We start from the raw sequence: 16,759 nt of genomic DNA, 5'->3' as shown, positions 1-16,759 counted from the left end.
CCTTCTTTCTATAAAATTCGTTAAAAAGCAGATCTTGAAGACAAAATGAAAAGTAATGCTTTTTTCGTCTTCTTAGAATCTGCTTTAAACTATCTATCAATTTTTCTTTTTTGTCAAGAATCTGTACCGTGCGTGTTTTTTAGTTATTTGCTTTACTTGCGGCTTCGACATATCTTTTAGTGATCAATTGCGGACGGGTGATAATAGATCCAACTACGACTGAAAAAGCACCTAATTCATATGCTTTCTCTACTTGTTCAGGAGAGTCAGTATGTCCTTCCATAATTACTGGGATATCGACTTGTTCTATGATTTGATTCAATAAATCAAAATCAGGTGTCTGCGTCTTTCGTGAATATTCTGTATAGCCTGCTAAAGTCGTAGACAAAAGATCAAAACCATCTTCTTGCGCTTGAAGCGCTTCCTCAAAAGTCGAAATATCTGCCATAGCTAACCGACCGTGTTCGTGAATCATTTGGACAAGTTCAGCAGTTGTTTTTTCTGTCGGACGTTTACGAGAAGTTGCATCCAGTGCAATGATTTCTGCTTGCGTCTCCAAAAGTTCTTCCACTTCTTTTTCTGTCGCAGTAATAAACACTTCTGACCCATCGTAATCTCTTTTGATAATCCCTATTACCGGTAAATCAACGATTCGCTTGATTTCATTGATATCTTCTGTCGTATTTGCTCGAATACCAACTGCTCCGCCTTCTTTTGCAGCCAAAGCCATTCTCCCCATAATAAAAGAACTGTGTAGCGGCTCGTTTTCCAAAGCTTGACAAGAAACGACGACTCCGCCTTTGATTTGTTCCAGTGTATCCACAATATCTCCTCCAGTAATGTTATATAAAAATACAGCTTCATATAAAAATGTAACCCTTTTCTATTCAGGAGTCAATAATGAGCTATTTCTTTCAGCAGACCTTTCTTACTAAAAGAAAATTACTTCAAATTCTTCGTATACGACCAGCTTCTCTTCTGTAAATTCTATGTTCAACGCTTCTTTATAAGCATGTTTAAAAAACTCAGCATGGACTTTCCGCCAATAAACTAATGTCCGATCCCCTTCTCCTTCTTTCCAAGCATGCTCTTTCGTGACTTCACTAAAAGGCAAGATGGTCACATTTATATTTTTGATGATACAAACTGGTTCATTTTTTCCATTCAGGACCACGTCTAATTGACCAACTTTTGGTAAAGGCTCATTCTCTTGTTTATACAGATCGTAACCACTTGATGTACCAGTCTTTATCTTTTTTACAACTAGTTCGCTCAACTCGTCTGCCATTTTTTCTGTATCCTCAAATGAAAAGAAACCTAATTTTTCTGATTGATAACTAGGATATTTTTTTTGGAACTTTTTGACATATTCTTCTACTTGCTGATACATAACATCCACACCTTTGCTTTTTATAATGAAAAAACCATCCAGATACTAGTATAAACAATTATCTGGATGGTGAGCATAATGAATTATTGAATATTCAAGACACGCAGACTATCTTCAACGATTTGTTTTGGTGTTAAATGATAACGTTCATAAAGCTGCCCTACAGGAACGCTATCCGTGAATTCTTTCTCTGCACCAAAATTTAATACGTTCATTGAAGAATTACCATAATAACGACTGATATTTTCGCCAAATCCTCCTGACAAACTACCATCTTCTAATGTGATGACTAATTCATGTGTTTCTTTTAATTTATCTAATGTTTCTACGTCATTTTCTGTGATCGTTCCTGGATTGATCAACGTTGCTTCGATTCCTTTTTTTCTAAAAGCTTTTACTGTTTCTTTTCCTAATTCAAGAAAACCGCCTAAAGCTAAAATTGCTACTTTTCCTCCATTATTTACTGTTTGATAGGCTGGAATACTATAATCATTTGCGATAGCTGTACCATGTTCTACACCATGTGTAGGAATCCGGATTGCTACAGGCTGCGCTGTTTGTTCGAACGCCCAATCTAGCATAGAGATCATATCCTCTTTTGTTGCTGGAGCAAGATATTTGATGTTCGGGATACTTGATAAGTAAGGAATGTCAAATGTTCCTTGGTGTGTTCGGTCACTAGCTGAGATCGTTCCGCCACCGACTAAAATAATCACTGGATTCTCGTTGATCGCTAAATCATGTGATAATTGATCATATGCCCGTTGCAAGAAAGTACTTGATTGGAAGACGACTGGACGTACTCCCTGAGAAGCCAAAGCAGAAGCGAAAGTGATAGAGTGCTGTTCAGCGATCCCCACGTCAAAATAATGATCTGGATGTTTTTCTTGGAATGTTTTCAGTCCAAAGGCGCCTGGTATCGCTGCATTGACTGCGGCAATAGGAGCTGTACTTGTTTGCATTTTCTTATCCAAATAATCCATGATGATCATATTAAATGTTTCTCCAGAAGTTACTTGCTTTGCCTCCCCGGTGGACAGATCAAATGGTACATGCCAATGATATTTCATTTTATTATCGATTGCCGGCTGATAACCGCGACCTTTTTCCGTATGTACGTGAAGTACAATCGGATGATCAATATCTTTTACTTCTTCAAATAAACGGATCACCGTTTCCAGATCGTTTCCATTATCCACGTAACGATAATCAAATCCCATTGCTTTAAATAGGTTATTGCTGCTTTTACCGTTGGTTTGACGAAGCTCAGCTAAGTTTTTATATAAACTGCCATGGTTCTCATCAATAGACATCTCATTATCGTTTACTAATACGATTAGATTGGATTGTAAAACACCACCATTGTTCAATCCTTCAAAAGCTAAGCCACCACTTAGGGAGCCGTCACCGATAAATGCTACCACATTTCCTGATTCTTTCTTCAGACCTCTCGCTTTAGCTAAACCTGTTGCTAAGCTGATAGATGTAGATGTGTGCCCCACTGTAAAATAGTCATGTTTACTTTCATGTTGGTTGGAATATCCGCTCACTTCACGGTAATGTCCTTTTTCAAAACCATTTTTTCGACCAGTTAAAAGCTTATGACCATAAGACTGATGGGAAACATCCCAAACGATTTTATCCTTTGGTGAATCAAATACATAATGAAACGCAATCGTTAATTCTACTACACCTAGATTCGGACCAACGTGCCCACCTACATCGCTGTCCTTTTGCAAGATTTTTTGGCGCATCTCTTCTGCCAACTGTTTCATTTCCTCAACAAATAATTTTTTGACATCTGCGGGGCTATTGATTGCATCCAATACATGTAATACTGTACTCATAATACATTCTCTCCTCCGTACTATCTTCTTTTAATGAAAATAGATTTGTTACACTTTATCTATTCTACTACTTAGAGTTGACTCTAAGTCAATAGCATTTTAAAAAAATTTCAGAGAAAGCTTGTTATATAAGTAGATCTTCGCACGAATCAGGACTCAAATAAAAACCTTCTACAGACAATTAAAAAGCTTTGTAGAAGGTCTCCTAATTAAGGTCTCATCAAGAAATATGTTTTTTTAATAGGTGAAGTTCCTGAGCAATATGATACAAATGGATGTTTGCACCTTTTAATGAGATTGGATAGATCTTTGTCTTTTCAGTTTCTAATCCATTTTGATAGCTAGCAGCATCGCACAAAACCACTCTTTTTTTCGCACATAGACATTCATCAGGCAATTCTTCTAATGAACGAAATAAAATAGGATTTATTTCGGCGATGCCTTCTTCCGCATACAAATGAAATTGGGTTCGATAAAAAAATTGTTTGACTGAACTTTCTGAAACAACAAAAATTTCTATTTCCTGCCTCCCCGCTTGTTCACTGTTGATCAAAGAAAGACTTTTGACGAATTTTCGAATGAAATTTTCATTCCATCTTAGTTGGATTTGATTTTTCTTTTTCCACTCTTCCAATATTTCTACAATTTTTCCGTACAGAAGTTGTTCTTTTTCTGATAGAAGATAGATCCTTTCCGGTAAAAATACTTGTCCATCTGCCCACAACGTACGGACAAATTGTAAAAAGGATTGCTTGAAAATAAAATTTTCTGCATCGTCGATTTCAGCGATACTAATAATCTGTAAAATCAATTCATTCAGTGATAGGTCATTGAGAACAAAATTTTTATAAACAACTTCGAAATCTTTTCTTAACAGCTCCATGTTCTCATTGGTATAATTTCTACTGTTGAACAAGGAAAAAATATAATAGATATCTTCTTCTTGTAAGTCTAGAATTCCTTTTTGCTCTTCCAATCCTTGACAAACTAATTGAAATAACGGCTTCGTTTCTGCGCTTTTCTTATCTTCTTCTTTCAGTCCAAGGGGAAATGCCTTTCTTCCGATTGCGATCTCTATTCCTCGTATGATAAAGGACTTTTCATCTTCCGAATATCTTCTTTTAAAAAAATGAGTCTCTACATAATCAATCAACTCGTTACAAGCTTCTTCTACATACGGATTTTTATTTTCATAGCCTTCCCAATTGACATAGCGTACTAAAGCTAGCAAGATGTTCCGCGAGTCAAATTCTGGGATAATGATTTCTTTATTTTTCAAATAATCATTTTCTTTAAAAAAATCCAATACGATTTTTTTGATTGTATATACTTTGCTCAAAGAAATAAATTCAAGATCAGCCAGTTCTGTACTCGTGAATATACCATCAAAATAATAACTTAAAAACTTTAAAAAATAAGATTGACCGTACAGAAACTGTGTGAGCTCAGAAAGAGCAATACCATGTTTGAATACGAGTTTATACTTATGCTTCTCTCTTACTTGTTCTTTTATACAATATTCTAGACACTCGGCTAGACTTTCTAGATCGTGAAGGATCGTTGGTGTAGTCACCCTTAGAGAAATAGCTGTTTGTTCGATATCTATTTCTTGGAATTCAAATAATTGTTCACACAGATACACTTTTCTAAATATATTTCGCTCGATGTAATTTTCCAGCATTCCTGATACACGCCTCCAGTTTTTCTTATGAGTTTATTTAATCATATCTGTAAATCATATTTTTGTTTCCTTTTTATTTAGAAAAGCCCTTTCAAAAACCAATAAAAAAAGAAACTGGGACAAAAGTCAAACAAGCTCACAATTTCAGCCTCATTGTAGGTAACTTTGAACCGTTTGGACTTTTACCCCAGCCTCTTTCAAGAATGGTTATTCAAAGATGTCAGCATCTAGTTCTTTGACTACATCTTTCAACAATTGGATACCAGCTGCGCTGTTACCAAATGGATCTAGTGCCGGGCTGAAGACACCTATGCCGTAACGATTTGGCACAGCTGCCATCAACCCGCCGCCTACACCGCTTTTTGCAGGTACACCAACATGGACGGAAAACTCTCCTGATTCATCATACAAACCAGCAGTTGTCATAATTGATTTGACGATTGTAGCACTTTCTTCAGTAATGATTTGTTTGCCATCCCAAGGAGCAATTCCTTTATTTGCCAGCACAGCAGCTAATTTTGCTATGCCTGTAGCGGTGACATTGAGGGAGCATTGTCTGAAATAAGCATCGAGTATCTCCGGTACGTCTCCTTCGATCATTTGATTACCTTTCATATAGTAAGCAAGAGAGCGATTGATATCACCTGTTCTTGATTCAGAATGATAGATTTCTTCATTCAATGTGATATTAGGATCATCACAGATCTCTTTCATAAATGACAAGATTCGCTCAAATTTTTCATCTGCATCTTTACCGGCAATCAACGAGGTTGTTGCAATCGCTCCTGCATTAACAAAAGGATTCATTGGATGTTTGCGATGATTGATTTCCATATTCATGATAGAATTGAAGGCAAAACCGGTTGGTTCCGTGTTGATTGTTTGAAAGACTTTTTCTATTCCGTTGTCTTTGATTGCTAATAACAATACGGGAACTTTTGACATGCTTTCGATGGCAAAGCGCACATCGGCATCTCCTCCCTCAATCAGTTGTTTTGTATCCAAATCATAAATCGCCATACCTAATTGTTTAGGATCCACTTCAGCTAATGCTGGAATGTAATCCGCCACTTGTCCTGTTTGATAATAGTGGAAATTTTTTCCAATCAATTGTTCTAATTCTTTTACTTCCATTTGAATAACCAGCTTTCATTTTTTATTTTTCTGCATGCTGGAATTTATGACGGCATGCGTAGATCGTAAATGGAATAACTAAGACGATAAGATAAGAAACAATCAGAATCGTTTCATAAATCCCATGCTGTCCAGCTGCGATACTAGCAGGTGGAACAAATGAGATACAAAAAGCAAAAAGTGAAGTCAAAAGACCTAAACAAGCAACGATTACTTTTACAACTTTTCCGCCTGGAACCTGATAGGCTCTTTCAAGACTGTCATCTTTAAAAACCAGCTTCAAATAGCCCGCGAAAAACATAAAGTACAACATCAGGTAGATTACAACAGTCAATGACATCGCTGCAAGAAATGAAAGATTATTCCCCCCGCCGCTTAATGTAAAGACGGCTGCCCAGATTGTTGCAACGATCCCATTGGCGATCATCAAATGAGCAGGAACACCGTGTGTGTTTTCTTTTGCAAAATATTCAGGAAGTAATCCTTCTTCTGCTGCTACGTGAAGTGCTTTTGAAGGAGAGGTTACCCAAGAAGCAATTTCTCCGATGACACCTAAACAAACAAGAATCGCAAGAATTTTCGCAATCCATGCAAGATTTGGATCAATGTGTCTTAATAGGAATTCTAACGATTGAATCACCCCTGTATTAAGAGACAAACCATGTTGAGGTACTGTAGTAGCGACGGTCAATCCGCCAAAAGTATCTAAAATGATTGCCAGAATAACCAATACAAACATTGCTAATGGATAATCCTTTTTAGGGTTTTCCATTTCATTTGCATGACTGGCAGATGTTTCTACGCCCATATATGCTAAAATAAAGGAAACAAAAACAACCAGCGTAGGCAATTTCGAAAAATCAGGAATCAATGTTTTCATAGACAGTGTCGTTTGTAGTGGAGCGCCTGAAGCGACATAATGGATCCCTAAGCCAAACAGGACTAATGCTGGCAACAAGATACCAGCTACAAAACCGATCCGAGCAATCAATGAAGTGTATTTGGTTCCTTTTAACTGTGAGAGTAAAATAGCCCAGAAAATAATCAATAGGATTGCCAATTTCAGATATTTATTGTTTTGTATAGCACCAATACCCGTTGCATAGGATAATGCACCAGTTAAGAAATACAGCATGGTCAAGTAGCCAACTGTTATCTCAAACCATTGGAAAAAGATTGCGGCAAAACCGAATCGTTTTCCCAATGTGCGACTGACCCAAGTATAGACACCGCCTTTTTCCCATCCTTTCACCGTTGCCATCTCTGCTGCGCACAATGCCACAGGGATAAACCATAGCAAACCGCCTAATAACAAGAAAAATACTAAGCTGAAGCCTGAGGTCGCGAATGTGGGATATTCATATAATGAAACGACCATTGAGATGGTCATAGCCAAAAAGCCAAAGAACGTTAATTTTTTTGCAGGAATTTTCGTTTTGCTTTGTTGCATGAATCTTCCTCTTTTCTATTTGAATTTGTTTCAATTGAGTTTGTTGCCAAAGAAGAAAAAGTCCAATCCTTCTTCTTGTTCTTCTTTTGTAGTAGTGATCGTTGTAAAGTGCATCGCCGATTTTAAAATCACTGTTGTCAGCACATAGGCATACACGGCAGTAATGATGACACCAATCACTTGAATCCCTAAGAAGTACCAGCTGCTTGGATTCGTTAGTAGATGGCTGTTAGATGCAAAGATCCCTATCAGAATCGTACCTGTGGATCCGCCCATGCCATGAACACCCCACACATCAAGTGCATCATCCCATTGTTTCTTTTTACGAAAATCAACAGCAGCATGACAGACGATACCCGCAATGATCCCAATCAGCATGGCACTTTTTGCTTCTACATAACCGGCACAAGGCGTAATGTCTGCCAATCCAGCAACGGATCCTGTTAGTACGTCGACAAAATCAAAGCCATTTCCTTTTACTTTTGCAATGATCAGCCAAGTAATCATCGCAAATGCAAGAGCGATGAATGTTGAACCAAATGCATTGACTGCTTGTTCATCTGCTCGAAGTGCACCACCGGAATTAAAACCGAACCAGCCAAACCAAAGCAGTCCTGTACCGATAGCAGCTGCCATAAGACTGCTATGCTGACTTCTTTCTCCTAAAGGAATCTTTCTTTGACCAAGTGTGAGGATACATGCTAAAGAGCCGAATCCAGCTGTCGTGTGGATGACTGCTCCACCAGCGAAATCTCTAAATCCCATCTGATCCAAAAATCCGCCGCCCCATATCCAGTGGCAAACAGGGAAATAAATCAGCAGATTCCAAAAAATAACAAGTATAATATAGCCTTTTAAATTCAATCTTCCTGCAAAAGCTCCTGTCATCAAAGGAACGGTAATCACGATAAACATCAGTTGGTAAAGAAAGAACATTAAAAATGGAATCGTTGCACCATGAAACATGTTGGGGAAGCTTGTAACATGTCTCATCAAAAAGAAATCTGCCGGGTTTCCAATAACACCGCCGATATCCCGTCCAAAGGCCAATCCGAATCCACCAAATACCCACATAATCGTTGTTATCCCAACGGAGAGAAAAGATTGAGACATGATCGTTAGTATATTATTCTTCCGTGCTAATCCGCCGTAAAAAAATGCTAGACCAGGAGTCATCAGGCAAACCATTGCTGTACATAAAATCATGAATGCTGTATCTCCTGTATTGATAGGTAATGTATTCATTTTTTTCGCCTCCTTTCTACGATTACGAGTATAAAAGAAGGTGTAGTTGTTTTTTTCTTCTGTTTTTTTGAATTAATACTTGCATTTATAAAAGACAGACAATTAATAAAAGCTTGATGTGTTGTGCTCTTTTTCGTTTTTCACACAAATAAAGACGAGAGTATAAAATATTTTGTGTAAATGAAAAAATCCATACAAAAAAGGAAGTCCCTTCTGTAGAATAAAGTTAACGACAACCAATTCACAGAAAAGAGGACTTCCCTATGAATGATTTTACTACAGAAATTGTGCAAACTCTAGTCACTAAAGGCGATTTAAATGAATTATTCCGTTCGCACTTAGAAAAAGCGATAAACACACTCCTACGGACTGAATTAACGGCTTTTTTAGATTACGAAAAATATGATCGCACTGGTTTTAATTCAGGTAATTCGAGAAACGGTTCTTACTTTCGATCAATCAAAACCGAATATGGTGAATTAACATTGGAAATACCTAGAGATCGTAATGGTGAGTTTAAACAACAAACTTTACCAGCCTACAAAAGAACAAACGATACATTGGAAACCACTATTATCCATTTATTCGAAAAAGGTGTTACGATGTCTGAAATTGCTGATTTGATCGAAAAAATGTACGGTCATCACTATACTCCACAAACCATGTCCAACATGACTAAAGTTCTGACTGAAGAAGTAAATGCCTTTAAATCCAGAGCCTTAAATGATAAGTATGTCGCTATTTTTATGGACGCTACTTACATTCCACTAAAACGTCAAACTGTATCCAAAGAAGCGATTTATATTGCCATTGGTATACGAGAAGACGGCACTAAAGAAGTACTGAGTTATGCGATTGCTCCAACTGAATCAACATACGTTTGGAATGAGCTGCTACAGGATATTAACTCCAGAGGAGTTCAAGAAGTCTTGCTTTTTATTACGGACGGCTTAAAAGGCATGAAAGATACTATCCATCAAATTTATCCTAAAGCAAAATATCAGCATTGTTGTATCCATGTATCTCGTAATATCGCTCATAAAGTACGTGTCAAAGACCGAAAAGAAATCTGTGATGACTTTAAGGCTGTTTATCAAGCTAACTCAAAAGAAGAAGCGAATACCTTCTTATCCGGCATGATTGAGAAATGGAAGAAAAACTATCCTAAAGTGACGCAGTCACTCATAGAAAACCAAGACTTATTAACTTTTTATGATTTTCCACCTAGCATTCGTAGAACCATTTACTCAACCAATCTAATCGAGTCTTTCAATAAGCAAATTAAAAGATACAGCCGTAGAAAAGAGCAGTTTCAAAATGAAGAATCACTATAACGCTTTCTAGTCAGCATTTTTGATACATACAATCAAAAATTTCTAAACAGAAGCCATAAAGGTTTTCAACAGGTAACCGATACATTAGTTTCAATGTTTACTGAGTAACTAATTATTTTGCAGGAGGACAATTTATTTACACAAAATTATTGACGCTCCCATAAAGACAAAAAATAATCGGTCTTCTTTTTATAGAAAACCGTTTATTTTCGTCTTTTTTTATTTTTAAAGATATTTTTTCATAAGGAATAAAGAATACTTCATATAAAATATATAAAAAAGAACCGCAGCGAGTTTCGCTACGGTTCTCAAATTTGTTCTTCATTTCAACATAAGTTTTTCTTCAATTTGCTTATAATTTACGTGCAAAGAATGAAACGACTAATACTAAAATGATTGCACCGATCAATGATGGAATGATAGCCATTCCTGCAATTGTTGGTCCCCAAGTCCCTAGTAAAGCTTGTCCAATTGCTGAACCTACTAAACCAGCAATGATGTTTGCGATGATTCCCATTGATGATCCTTTATTCGTGATTGCTCCTGCAATTGCTCCAATGATACCGCCGACGATTAATGCCCAAATAAATCCCATTTTAAATTCCTCCTAACTGACTTCTTACTTCTTATTGTACACGTGGTTCGTTATTTTCTTTGACTTTTTGTGCACCTTTGCCTACAGCAGATTTTGCTTTATCTGTTTGGCGTGAAGCAAATTGTCCTGTTGATTTTGCTGCTTCTGTTACTTTGTCTTGTACTGTTTCTTGATCTTTTTGGTATTCTTCTTGTGTTTTGATATCTGCAACATTCACATTCACTTCGATAACATCTAAATGTGTCATATTGTTTACTTCAGTACTGATTAATTCTTTGATTTGGTTGTAAATATCTTCGATGTCTTTACCGTATTCTACGATCACATCTAGATCCACAGCTACTTGTTTCTTACCTACTTCTGTATTGATACCTGCTGTTACGTTATCTGTGTTGACTAATTTTTCAGCCATATTTGAGAAAAATCCGCCATCTAATGTCAATAGACCATCTACATCTTTCAATGCATAACCGATGATTTTTTGGATGACTTTGTCTTCATAAGTCAATTCACCATTCATCATGCGGTTTTCTCCTTTTTCATTTGCCAAAACTGATCCATTTGTTGTATTCATGTTTTTGTTTTCCATCTTTGTTTCCTCCTATGATTTAAAAAATTGATCAACTATTCCTGTCTGTTTCAAATAAAAACCGATTCCTGCGCCAATTGCTGTCATGATTATGATCAACAATGTCTTGAAAAATCCAATCGTTAACCATAAAACAGCTAGCAGTAGTCCAAGCCCCCCAAAGATAATAGGGAGCTTGTATGCTGAAAATAGTTCTTTCATTATTTGGCCCTCCTATTCCACTCGAGAGTGCTTGTAGTCTCTTGTATCTTCTTGTTCTTCATAACCGCTGTATGTGACTGCCACTTTGACCGTTTCTTTTGTTCCAAGTACTCTAGTCACTTCTTCTTCGATGTCTTGCATCAATACACCTGTTTTCCCTACTAATGAAGAAGTTCGTTTCAAGTCTCCGTTGACATGGATATGGATTCGATTTTTCGTTGAACGTATCCGTACTTTAGGTGAATGAATGAACTCTTCTTCGTGTAAATGGGAACGTACCAACCCTTCGATCGCTTTTTTGTCGATTGTTAGTTTGCCATCTTCCCGTTTCATAACGAAAGTTCCTCTTGACTTTGGATAGAAAAGAACGACTAGCAAGATGATAATAGCAAGAACGGCAAATACTACAGCTGCCCAGAAAATATATTGTTGCATGTAGTAATTCGTTAAAGTAAAGAAGCGAAATCGTTCCAATTGTTCAGGCATAATATACGGCGCATTGATCAACGCAATCGCTAGAAATACTGAAAGTAGCAGTAAACTCATGATAACACCGATTATTTTTAACCCCTTATTCATTTTCCACCTCCTATAAACTTATTTTTACCCTGTAAATAACTCTACCGACAATCACAGTATAGATAGCGAACAGTTAGCATAGCACCAGTAAATAAATCGCTACCAAACATTGCTGGATCATAACGGCGTTTTATTGCCAGTCTGATACTGAAATAACAATTGCTTACTTATTCTCTATTTACTTTTGATTGCTGGCTATACTTAAAGGATATTATTCAAGATTAAAAATTGCAAAGATTATGCTCAGTTATTATTACAAGATTCTATTTATTTATTAAATTTTTTCGGAGAATTAAAAAATACAATAAATAACTTTAGTTACTTTAATGCGTTCTTACTTTATTTTTATATTATCATTTTTCTTATTCACTTTGGATTTGAGTCAATATCTTGGACACATTTTAGTAGAGACGGTTAAGCCATTTTTTCTTTTGCTAATTCTTCAAATTCCTGTGGGGTTAGATAGTGAATCGAGCTATGGATTCGATTTCGGTTATAAAATCCTTCAATGTAGCTAAATAGCGCTCGATTTGCTTCTTCAAAATCTGAGTAGCTAGTCGTGTAGACTTCTTCTTTTTTCAATGAGGCATGGAAAGATTCGATTCCAGCATTATCATAAGGTGTTCCTTTTCTACTATAAGAATGCCTTATTTTGTTGGTTTTAAGCCATTGTTCCACTTCTCTTGCTGTGTATTGGCTGCCCAAGTCAGTGTGTAGAATCATTCCTTCTGGAATGTGATAATGTATTTTTGCTTTATTCAATGTTTGAATGACACAATCCACAGTCATTCGTTTTGAAAATGTATAACTAATAATTTTTTTCGTGTGTAAATCCATGATTGAAGATAAGTAACACCAACCATTTTTCTTAGTAGGAATGTACGTAATGTCAGCTGCCCATTTCTCACAGATCGTTTCAGTAGAAAAGTCCTGATTTAAGAGATTCTCTTTTGAAATGATCGGTTTATTAGACCTTTGAGGTCTATATTTTTTAACTACAATCGACCTTAAATTTAATTGTTTCATTAGCTTTTGGACATGTTTAAGAGATACTGAAATCCCTTCTTTTAATAAAACTTGATGGATCTTTGTGGGACCATAGCGTTGTTTATTCGTAAAAAAAATTGTTGAAATCTTCTTTTTCAACTTATTATTTCTGATTTCTGTAGCTGTCAACGGTTTATTCTTATAAAAATAATAGACACTTCTAGGGATTTCTAATAACCGACACAACAAAGAAACAGTGTAATCCTTACACCATTTTTCAATAAATTGAACAAGCGAATTTAGGTTTTCCGAGAGAATATGGCTGCGGCTTTTTTTAAGATTTCAAGTTCCTCATTTAAACGAGCATTTTCTTTTCTCAGTTCAGCTACTTCTTTTCCAGTCAGTCCTGTGGACTGATCAGGTAAATATAAATTCTTCCATTTGTAAATCGTTGCTTCAGATAAGCCATATTCTTTCGCTAACCCTCGAACAGAACGTCCAGTTTGATTCAGTTCAACAATCATTTGTTTAAAATTTTCTTCATATCGGGTCATAAAAATTCATCCTCTCGTAGATAAGTTTAATTTATTCTTGTCTCTACGAAAAGCTGTCTAAGATTTGATACTAACACCACTTCTTTGGTTTATACTATTCTTATAAATAAAAACGAGGTATGTCCTATGATGAAAAGATTGTACTATTCATTGATCATAACGATTGGCTATTTGATTGTATCAAATCTAGGAAATATGGTATTTGGTATCAGTAAAGAATTCAGTTGGACTACTACATTATGGGAATCTCTATTCTTTTTCATCTTCGTATTTTTGTTACAAAATTATCGAAAAAAATAAACATCTACCATCTATCTGTTGGCACATGTTTTAGGATTTATGGTACTTTTTATTCGGCAATCCATTTTATTTTTCTACTTCTTCTTAATACCTCTAACACTTTTGATTTATAAACTAATCCAATGCATCTACTTGCGCTTATTAAGCTATTTCAGCTAGATAGTACCACACCCCATGCGTCAATGCTTGATTTTCCTTTTGTATAACATTGTATAAGCAATAAAGGACAAATAAGTGATGATTACACCAAACCATTGAATAAGAAAAATTCTGATACGTAAATAAACATGAACTTGAAAAAATTAATGAATCGGTTAGCTACTACGTAGTTGTCTTTTTTCTCATACAGTTCTGTTAACTTACACTTCTCTTCGCTAGAGAATAAAAAATCCTCCAACTGTATTGTCCAATATAATCCCAGGCATCTAAACTAGCATTATAGAAGAGACACACATAGAATCTAAAATAACTGGTTTTAAATGTTTCTTACAATCAAAAAAAGCTGTTAAATGCACTCCACACCCTCATACTCTATCATTTTTTATAAACGATATATTTTTATTGTTTTTCGATAAAAAATAGTTGTTTTACAATAATTATTCTGCTATATTTTAGCTATCAAAGATAAAAGAGGGATAAAAATGAAATTTAAAACATTGCTATTAAAATTTGTCGTTTTAGGTATAAGTGCCGTATTTATTTTGTTCGGCGTACTTTTTTACACTCAGATCGCTACAAGCGAAAAAGGATTCAATTTTGATTGGCAGACCACATTATTTGTTTCTGTCATTTACTTTGCCCTTCTCCTAGGAATCGTTATTGCTTATTTCTTATTGAAACTATTGAAAAAAATCGAAGATAACCAAGCTTTTTCCACTCAAAGCTTAAACATACTAAAAAAAATCGAACGAACCATTTTGTTTATTGGTTTCGCTTTTTTTGGCTTACTTCCTAAATTTATGAAAGTAGCGGATTTAGACGATGCTCCAGGTTTGATGTTGGTAGGAATCGCTGTCGTATTCATTCCTTTTGCAGTATACACATTAACAAGCGTGCTGGAAAAACTGCTTGAACATGCGATTTTACTTAAGACAGATCATGATTTGACAGTGTGAGGTGCGACATGGCAATTATCGTTAATTTAGATGTAGTATTAGCTCAAAAAAAAATGAGTGTGACTGAATTGAGTGAGAAAGTGGGCATTACGATGGCAAACATCTCTATTCTAAAAAATGGAAAAGCAAAAGCCATCCGTTTTTCCACTCTCGAAAAAATCTGCCAAGTTTTGGAGTGTCAACCGGGTGATTTGTTGACCTATAAAAATGACTCGAATACTATACCAGAAGAATAAAATAAAGTAGAACAAACAGTAAATAAAAAATAATCTGAATGATAGATGTGTGAGACTTTTAGAAGTTATTTACGTCTATTATTCAGATTTTTTATTTCGATTGAATACCGTTTTATCTATAAATAAGATATGTACTGACTCATACAAAGGGGGCCTTTTCTTCTCCATGTACTATCACTTTTCCTGATACAACAGGTTTCCTGTTACGTTGTAGTTGGATCTGCTTTTAGTATAATACTTTATTCATTCCACCAGACTGATAGCAGTTTGAGCAGTCTAAATAATCATGTAGTATTACAGGCCATTCTGTTTCATACCTTGAAGTGCTTAAAACTTCAGCTAATGGCCCATTGTGTTAACTCTTACTCCATTCTTTTTTAGTAAACTCCCATATATACTGTAAAGCCTTCTATATATTATGTCATGTTGCTTTTTACCATTTACTATGTAGTTTTGATAAAATGATTTGAATAACAGTGATGGACTATTCTTTTTTATTTTTAACATTATTTTGATAATAATGATTATTTATTTAAAAATACATTAGATAACATTTGTTACGACACGAAAAAGCTTCACAAATAAATATCGTTATTTTAAAATGAGGGCGAACTCACACAATTAGGAGGAATAGTATGCCATTTATTGTTTACTTTTTTCTTTCATTACTCGTGATCTATATTCCATTACCAACATTTTTCCTGCTCGTCAATCGTCTAGCAAAGCAACATGATGCGATTACGGCTCTTACGAAACTTTGTTTACTTCTATTTGTTTGTCTAGATTACTTTACGAGCTATTATTGGCTAAAACAGACAAGAGTAAAAAAGAGATATATTTCTTCCTTGTCTTTTTCAATCTCTTTGAGTTTCTGATCCATTGCTTTTTACTTCATCAGTATCATACGATCCATTTGTGGATCATCTGGGTTTTCCAAGTGGTCGTATTATTTTGTATGTTCACCTTTCCTATCTCAAGAAAATTTAGGGAGGCATTGTTTTATTAAAAGGTTGTGAAAAAGCTGTCTTATAGCAATCAACAAGGACACATTTAAGGAAAAACTTTTAAAAATCTAATTGGGAATTTGCCCGCATAAATAAGAGGCTGTGACAAAAGTCTTGTCACAGCCTCTTATTCCGAATAAACAGTGTTCAAAAGCTTGCATCTTCGATAATAAGCCCAACCAAATGAAAAATATGAGAAGCTATTTTTGTTTGGCTGTTCTTATTACTTGATGAAGAACAGCTTTTTCACGACCTCTTTTAAAAGTCTTTTTACAGTTTTCGAGCAAAGAATGATACGATTAGTACTAAAATGATGGCACCAATCAATGATGGCACGATTGCCATTCCTGCAATACTTGGTCCCCAAGAACCTAATAATGCTTGACCAAGTGCTGATCCAACTAAACCTGCTACGACATTTGCAATAATCCCCATCGAAGAACCTTTATTCGTGATTGCTCCTGCAATTGCTCCGATAATTCCTCCGACGATAAGTGACCAAATAAATCCCATGTTTC

At 35.6% G+C, this 16,759-nt stretch carries 16 protein-coding genes and 2 pseudogenes; 5 read left to right on the top strand and 13 right to left on the bottom strand.

The genetic code is table 11. The features are described from left to right. Nucleotides 1–139 precede the first annotated feature (139 nt). The 7 genes from RBL01_RS06245 to RBL01_RS06215 all read right to left on the bottom strand — a co-directional run bounded on the left by RBL01_RS06245 (nt 140) and on the right by RBL01_RS06215 (nt 8,747). The gene (locus tag RBL01_RS06245; RefSeq protein ID WP_002287767.1) at nt 140–823 is read right to left on the bottom strand and encodes an N-acetylmannosamine-6-phosphate 2-epimerase; all 684 of its coding nucleotides are present in this window, start codon (nt 821–823) and stop codon (nt 140–142) included. Between the two features lie 108 nt (nt 824–931). Then, complete coding sequence (locus RBL01_RS06240) at nt 932–1,390, bottom strand: ASCH domain-containing protein (protein WP_002297467.1); 459 nt, start codon at nt 1,388–1,390, stop codon at nt 932–934. A gap of 83 nt (nt 1,391–1,473) precedes the next feature. Further along, nucleotides 1,474–3,237: a 1-deoxy-D-xylulose-5-phosphate synthase gene (locus RBL01_RS06235; RefSeq protein WP_307780965.1), complete on the bottom strand. Its 1,764-nt coding sequence runs from the start codon at nt 3,235–3,237 to the stop codon at nt 1,474–1,476. Between the two features lie 220 nt (nt 3,238–3,457). Further along, nucleotides 3,458–4,918: a hypothetical protein gene (locus tag RBL01_RS06230; RefSeq protein ID WP_002297465.1), complete on the bottom strand. Its 1,461-nt coding sequence runs from the start codon at nt 4,916–4,918 to the stop codon at nt 3,458–3,460. 207 nt (nt 4,919–5,125) lie between these two features. Then, a complete protein-coding gene (gene glsA / locus RBL01_RS06225; protein WP_002297464.1) occupies nt 5,126–6,052 on the bottom strand; it encodes a glutaminase A in 927 nt (308 codons plus the stop codon). Nucleotides 6,053–6,074: 22 nt separating this feature from the next. Further along, entirely contained in the window at nt 6,075–7,502 is a 1,428-nt protein-coding gene (locus RBL01_RS06220) for an amino acid permease (protein WP_002297463.1), read from the bottom strand. A 30-nt stretch (nt 7,503–7,532) separates the two neighbouring features. Then, complete coding sequence (locus RBL01_RS06215) at nt 7,533–8,747, bottom strand: ammonium transporter (RefSeq protein ID WP_307780966.1); 1,215 nt, start codon at nt 8,745–8,747, stop codon at nt 7,533–7,535. A gap of 263 nt (nt 8,748–9,010) precedes the next feature. On the opposite strand from RBL01_RS06215, the pseudogene RBL01_RS06210 reads away from it, so the two are divergent. After that, a pseudogene (locus RBL01_RS06210) lies at nt 9,011–10,189 on the top strand (IS256-like element ISEf1 family transposase). 244 nt (nt 10,190–10,433) lie between these two features. On the opposite strand, the gene RBL01_RS06205 reads toward RBL01_RS06210, so the two are convergent. The 5 genes from RBL01_RS06205 to RBL01_RS06185 form a co-directional block, all read right to left on the bottom strand. Beyond that, nucleotides 10,434–10,676, bottom strand: coding sequence for a GlsB/YeaQ/YmgE family stress response membrane protein (locus tag RBL01_RS06205; RefSeq protein WP_002290686.1), 243 nt, complete (start codon nt 10,674–10,676; stop codon nt 10,434–10,436). 31 nt (nt 10,677–10,707) lie between these two features. Beyond that, nucleotides 10,708–11,265 carry an Asp23/Gls24 family envelope stress response protein gene (locus tag RBL01_RS06200; protein ID WP_002295944.1) on the bottom strand — a complete coding sequence of 186 codons (558 nt, stop codon included), beginning with the start codon at nt 11,263–11,265 and terminating at the stop codon, nt 10,708–10,710. 12 nt (nt 11,266–11,277) lie between these two features. Further along, nucleotides 11,278–11,466, bottom strand: a complete 189-nt coding sequence (locus tag RBL01_RS06195; RefSeq protein WP_002290682.1) for a DUF2273 domain-containing protein — start codon at nt 11,464–11,466, stop codon at nt 11,278–11,280. A gap of 12 nt (nt 11,467–11,478) precedes the next feature. After that, entirely contained in the window at nt 11,479–12,045 is a 567-nt protein-coding gene (amaP, locus tag RBL01_RS06190; RefSeq protein ID WP_002297459.1) for an alkaline shock response membrane anchor protein AmaP, read from the bottom strand. 414 nt (nt 12,046–12,459) lie between these two features. After that, nucleotides 12,460–13,586 (bottom strand): IS3 family transposase gene (locus tag RBL01_RS06185; protein ID WP_410779648.1). Its coding sequence is split into 2 segments (ribosomal slippage): nt 12,460–13,358 and nt 13,358–13,586, totalling 1,128 coding nucleotides; the frame shifts between segments, so codons are not numbered across the junction. A 126-nt stretch (nt 13,587–13,712) separates the two neighbouring features. Between RBL01_RS06185 and RBL01_RS06180 the strand changes: the two genes are divergently transcribed. From RBL01_RS06180 to RBL01_RS06165, 4 genes and pseudogenes are all read left to right on the top strand, one after another. Then, nucleotides 13,713–13,886 (top strand): hypothetical protein, encoded by a 174-nt coding sequence (locus tag RBL01_RS06180; protein WP_002291299.1) that lies wholly within the window; start codon nt 13,713–13,715, stop codon nt 13,884–13,886. A 641-nt stretch (nt 13,887–14,527) separates the two neighbouring features. Further along, nucleotides 14,528–15,001 carry a DUF2975 domain-containing protein gene (locus RBL01_RS06175; protein ID WP_002295138.1) on the top strand — a complete coding sequence of 158 codons (474 nt, stop codon included), beginning with the start codon at nt 14,528–14,530 and terminating at the stop codon, nt 14,999–15,001. An 8-nt stretch (nt 15,002–15,009) separates the two neighbouring features. Beyond that, nucleotides 15,010–15,237: a helix-turn-helix domain-containing protein gene (locus RBL01_RS06170; RefSeq protein WP_002295139.1), complete on the top strand. Its 228-nt coding sequence runs from the start codon at nt 15,010–15,012 to the stop codon at nt 15,235–15,237. Nucleotides 15,238–15,872: 635 nt separating this feature from the next. Then, nucleotides 15,873–16,243, top strand: a pseudogene (locus RBL01_RS06165) (hypothetical protein). A gap of 268 nt (nt 16,244–16,511) precedes the next feature. Here the strand turns inward: RBL01_RS06165 and RBL01_RS06160 are convergent. Next, nucleotides 16,512–16,754: a GlsB/YeaQ/YmgE family stress response membrane protein gene (locus tag RBL01_RS06160; protein ID WP_002291278.1), complete on the bottom strand. Its 243-nt coding sequence runs from the start codon at nt 16,752–16,754 to the stop codon at nt 16,512–16,514. Nucleotides 16,755–16,759: the final 5 nt, after the last annotated feature.

Origin of the sequence: Enterococcus sp. SB12 (genome assembly GCF_030910025.2) — a bacterium.
In the GTDB taxonomy this organism is placed as follows: domain Bacteria; phylum Bacillota; class Bacilli; order Lactobacillales; family Enterococcaceae; genus Enterococcus_B; species Enterococcus_B faecium.
This window is presented reverse-complemented; position numbering and strand designations above follow the sequence as displayed.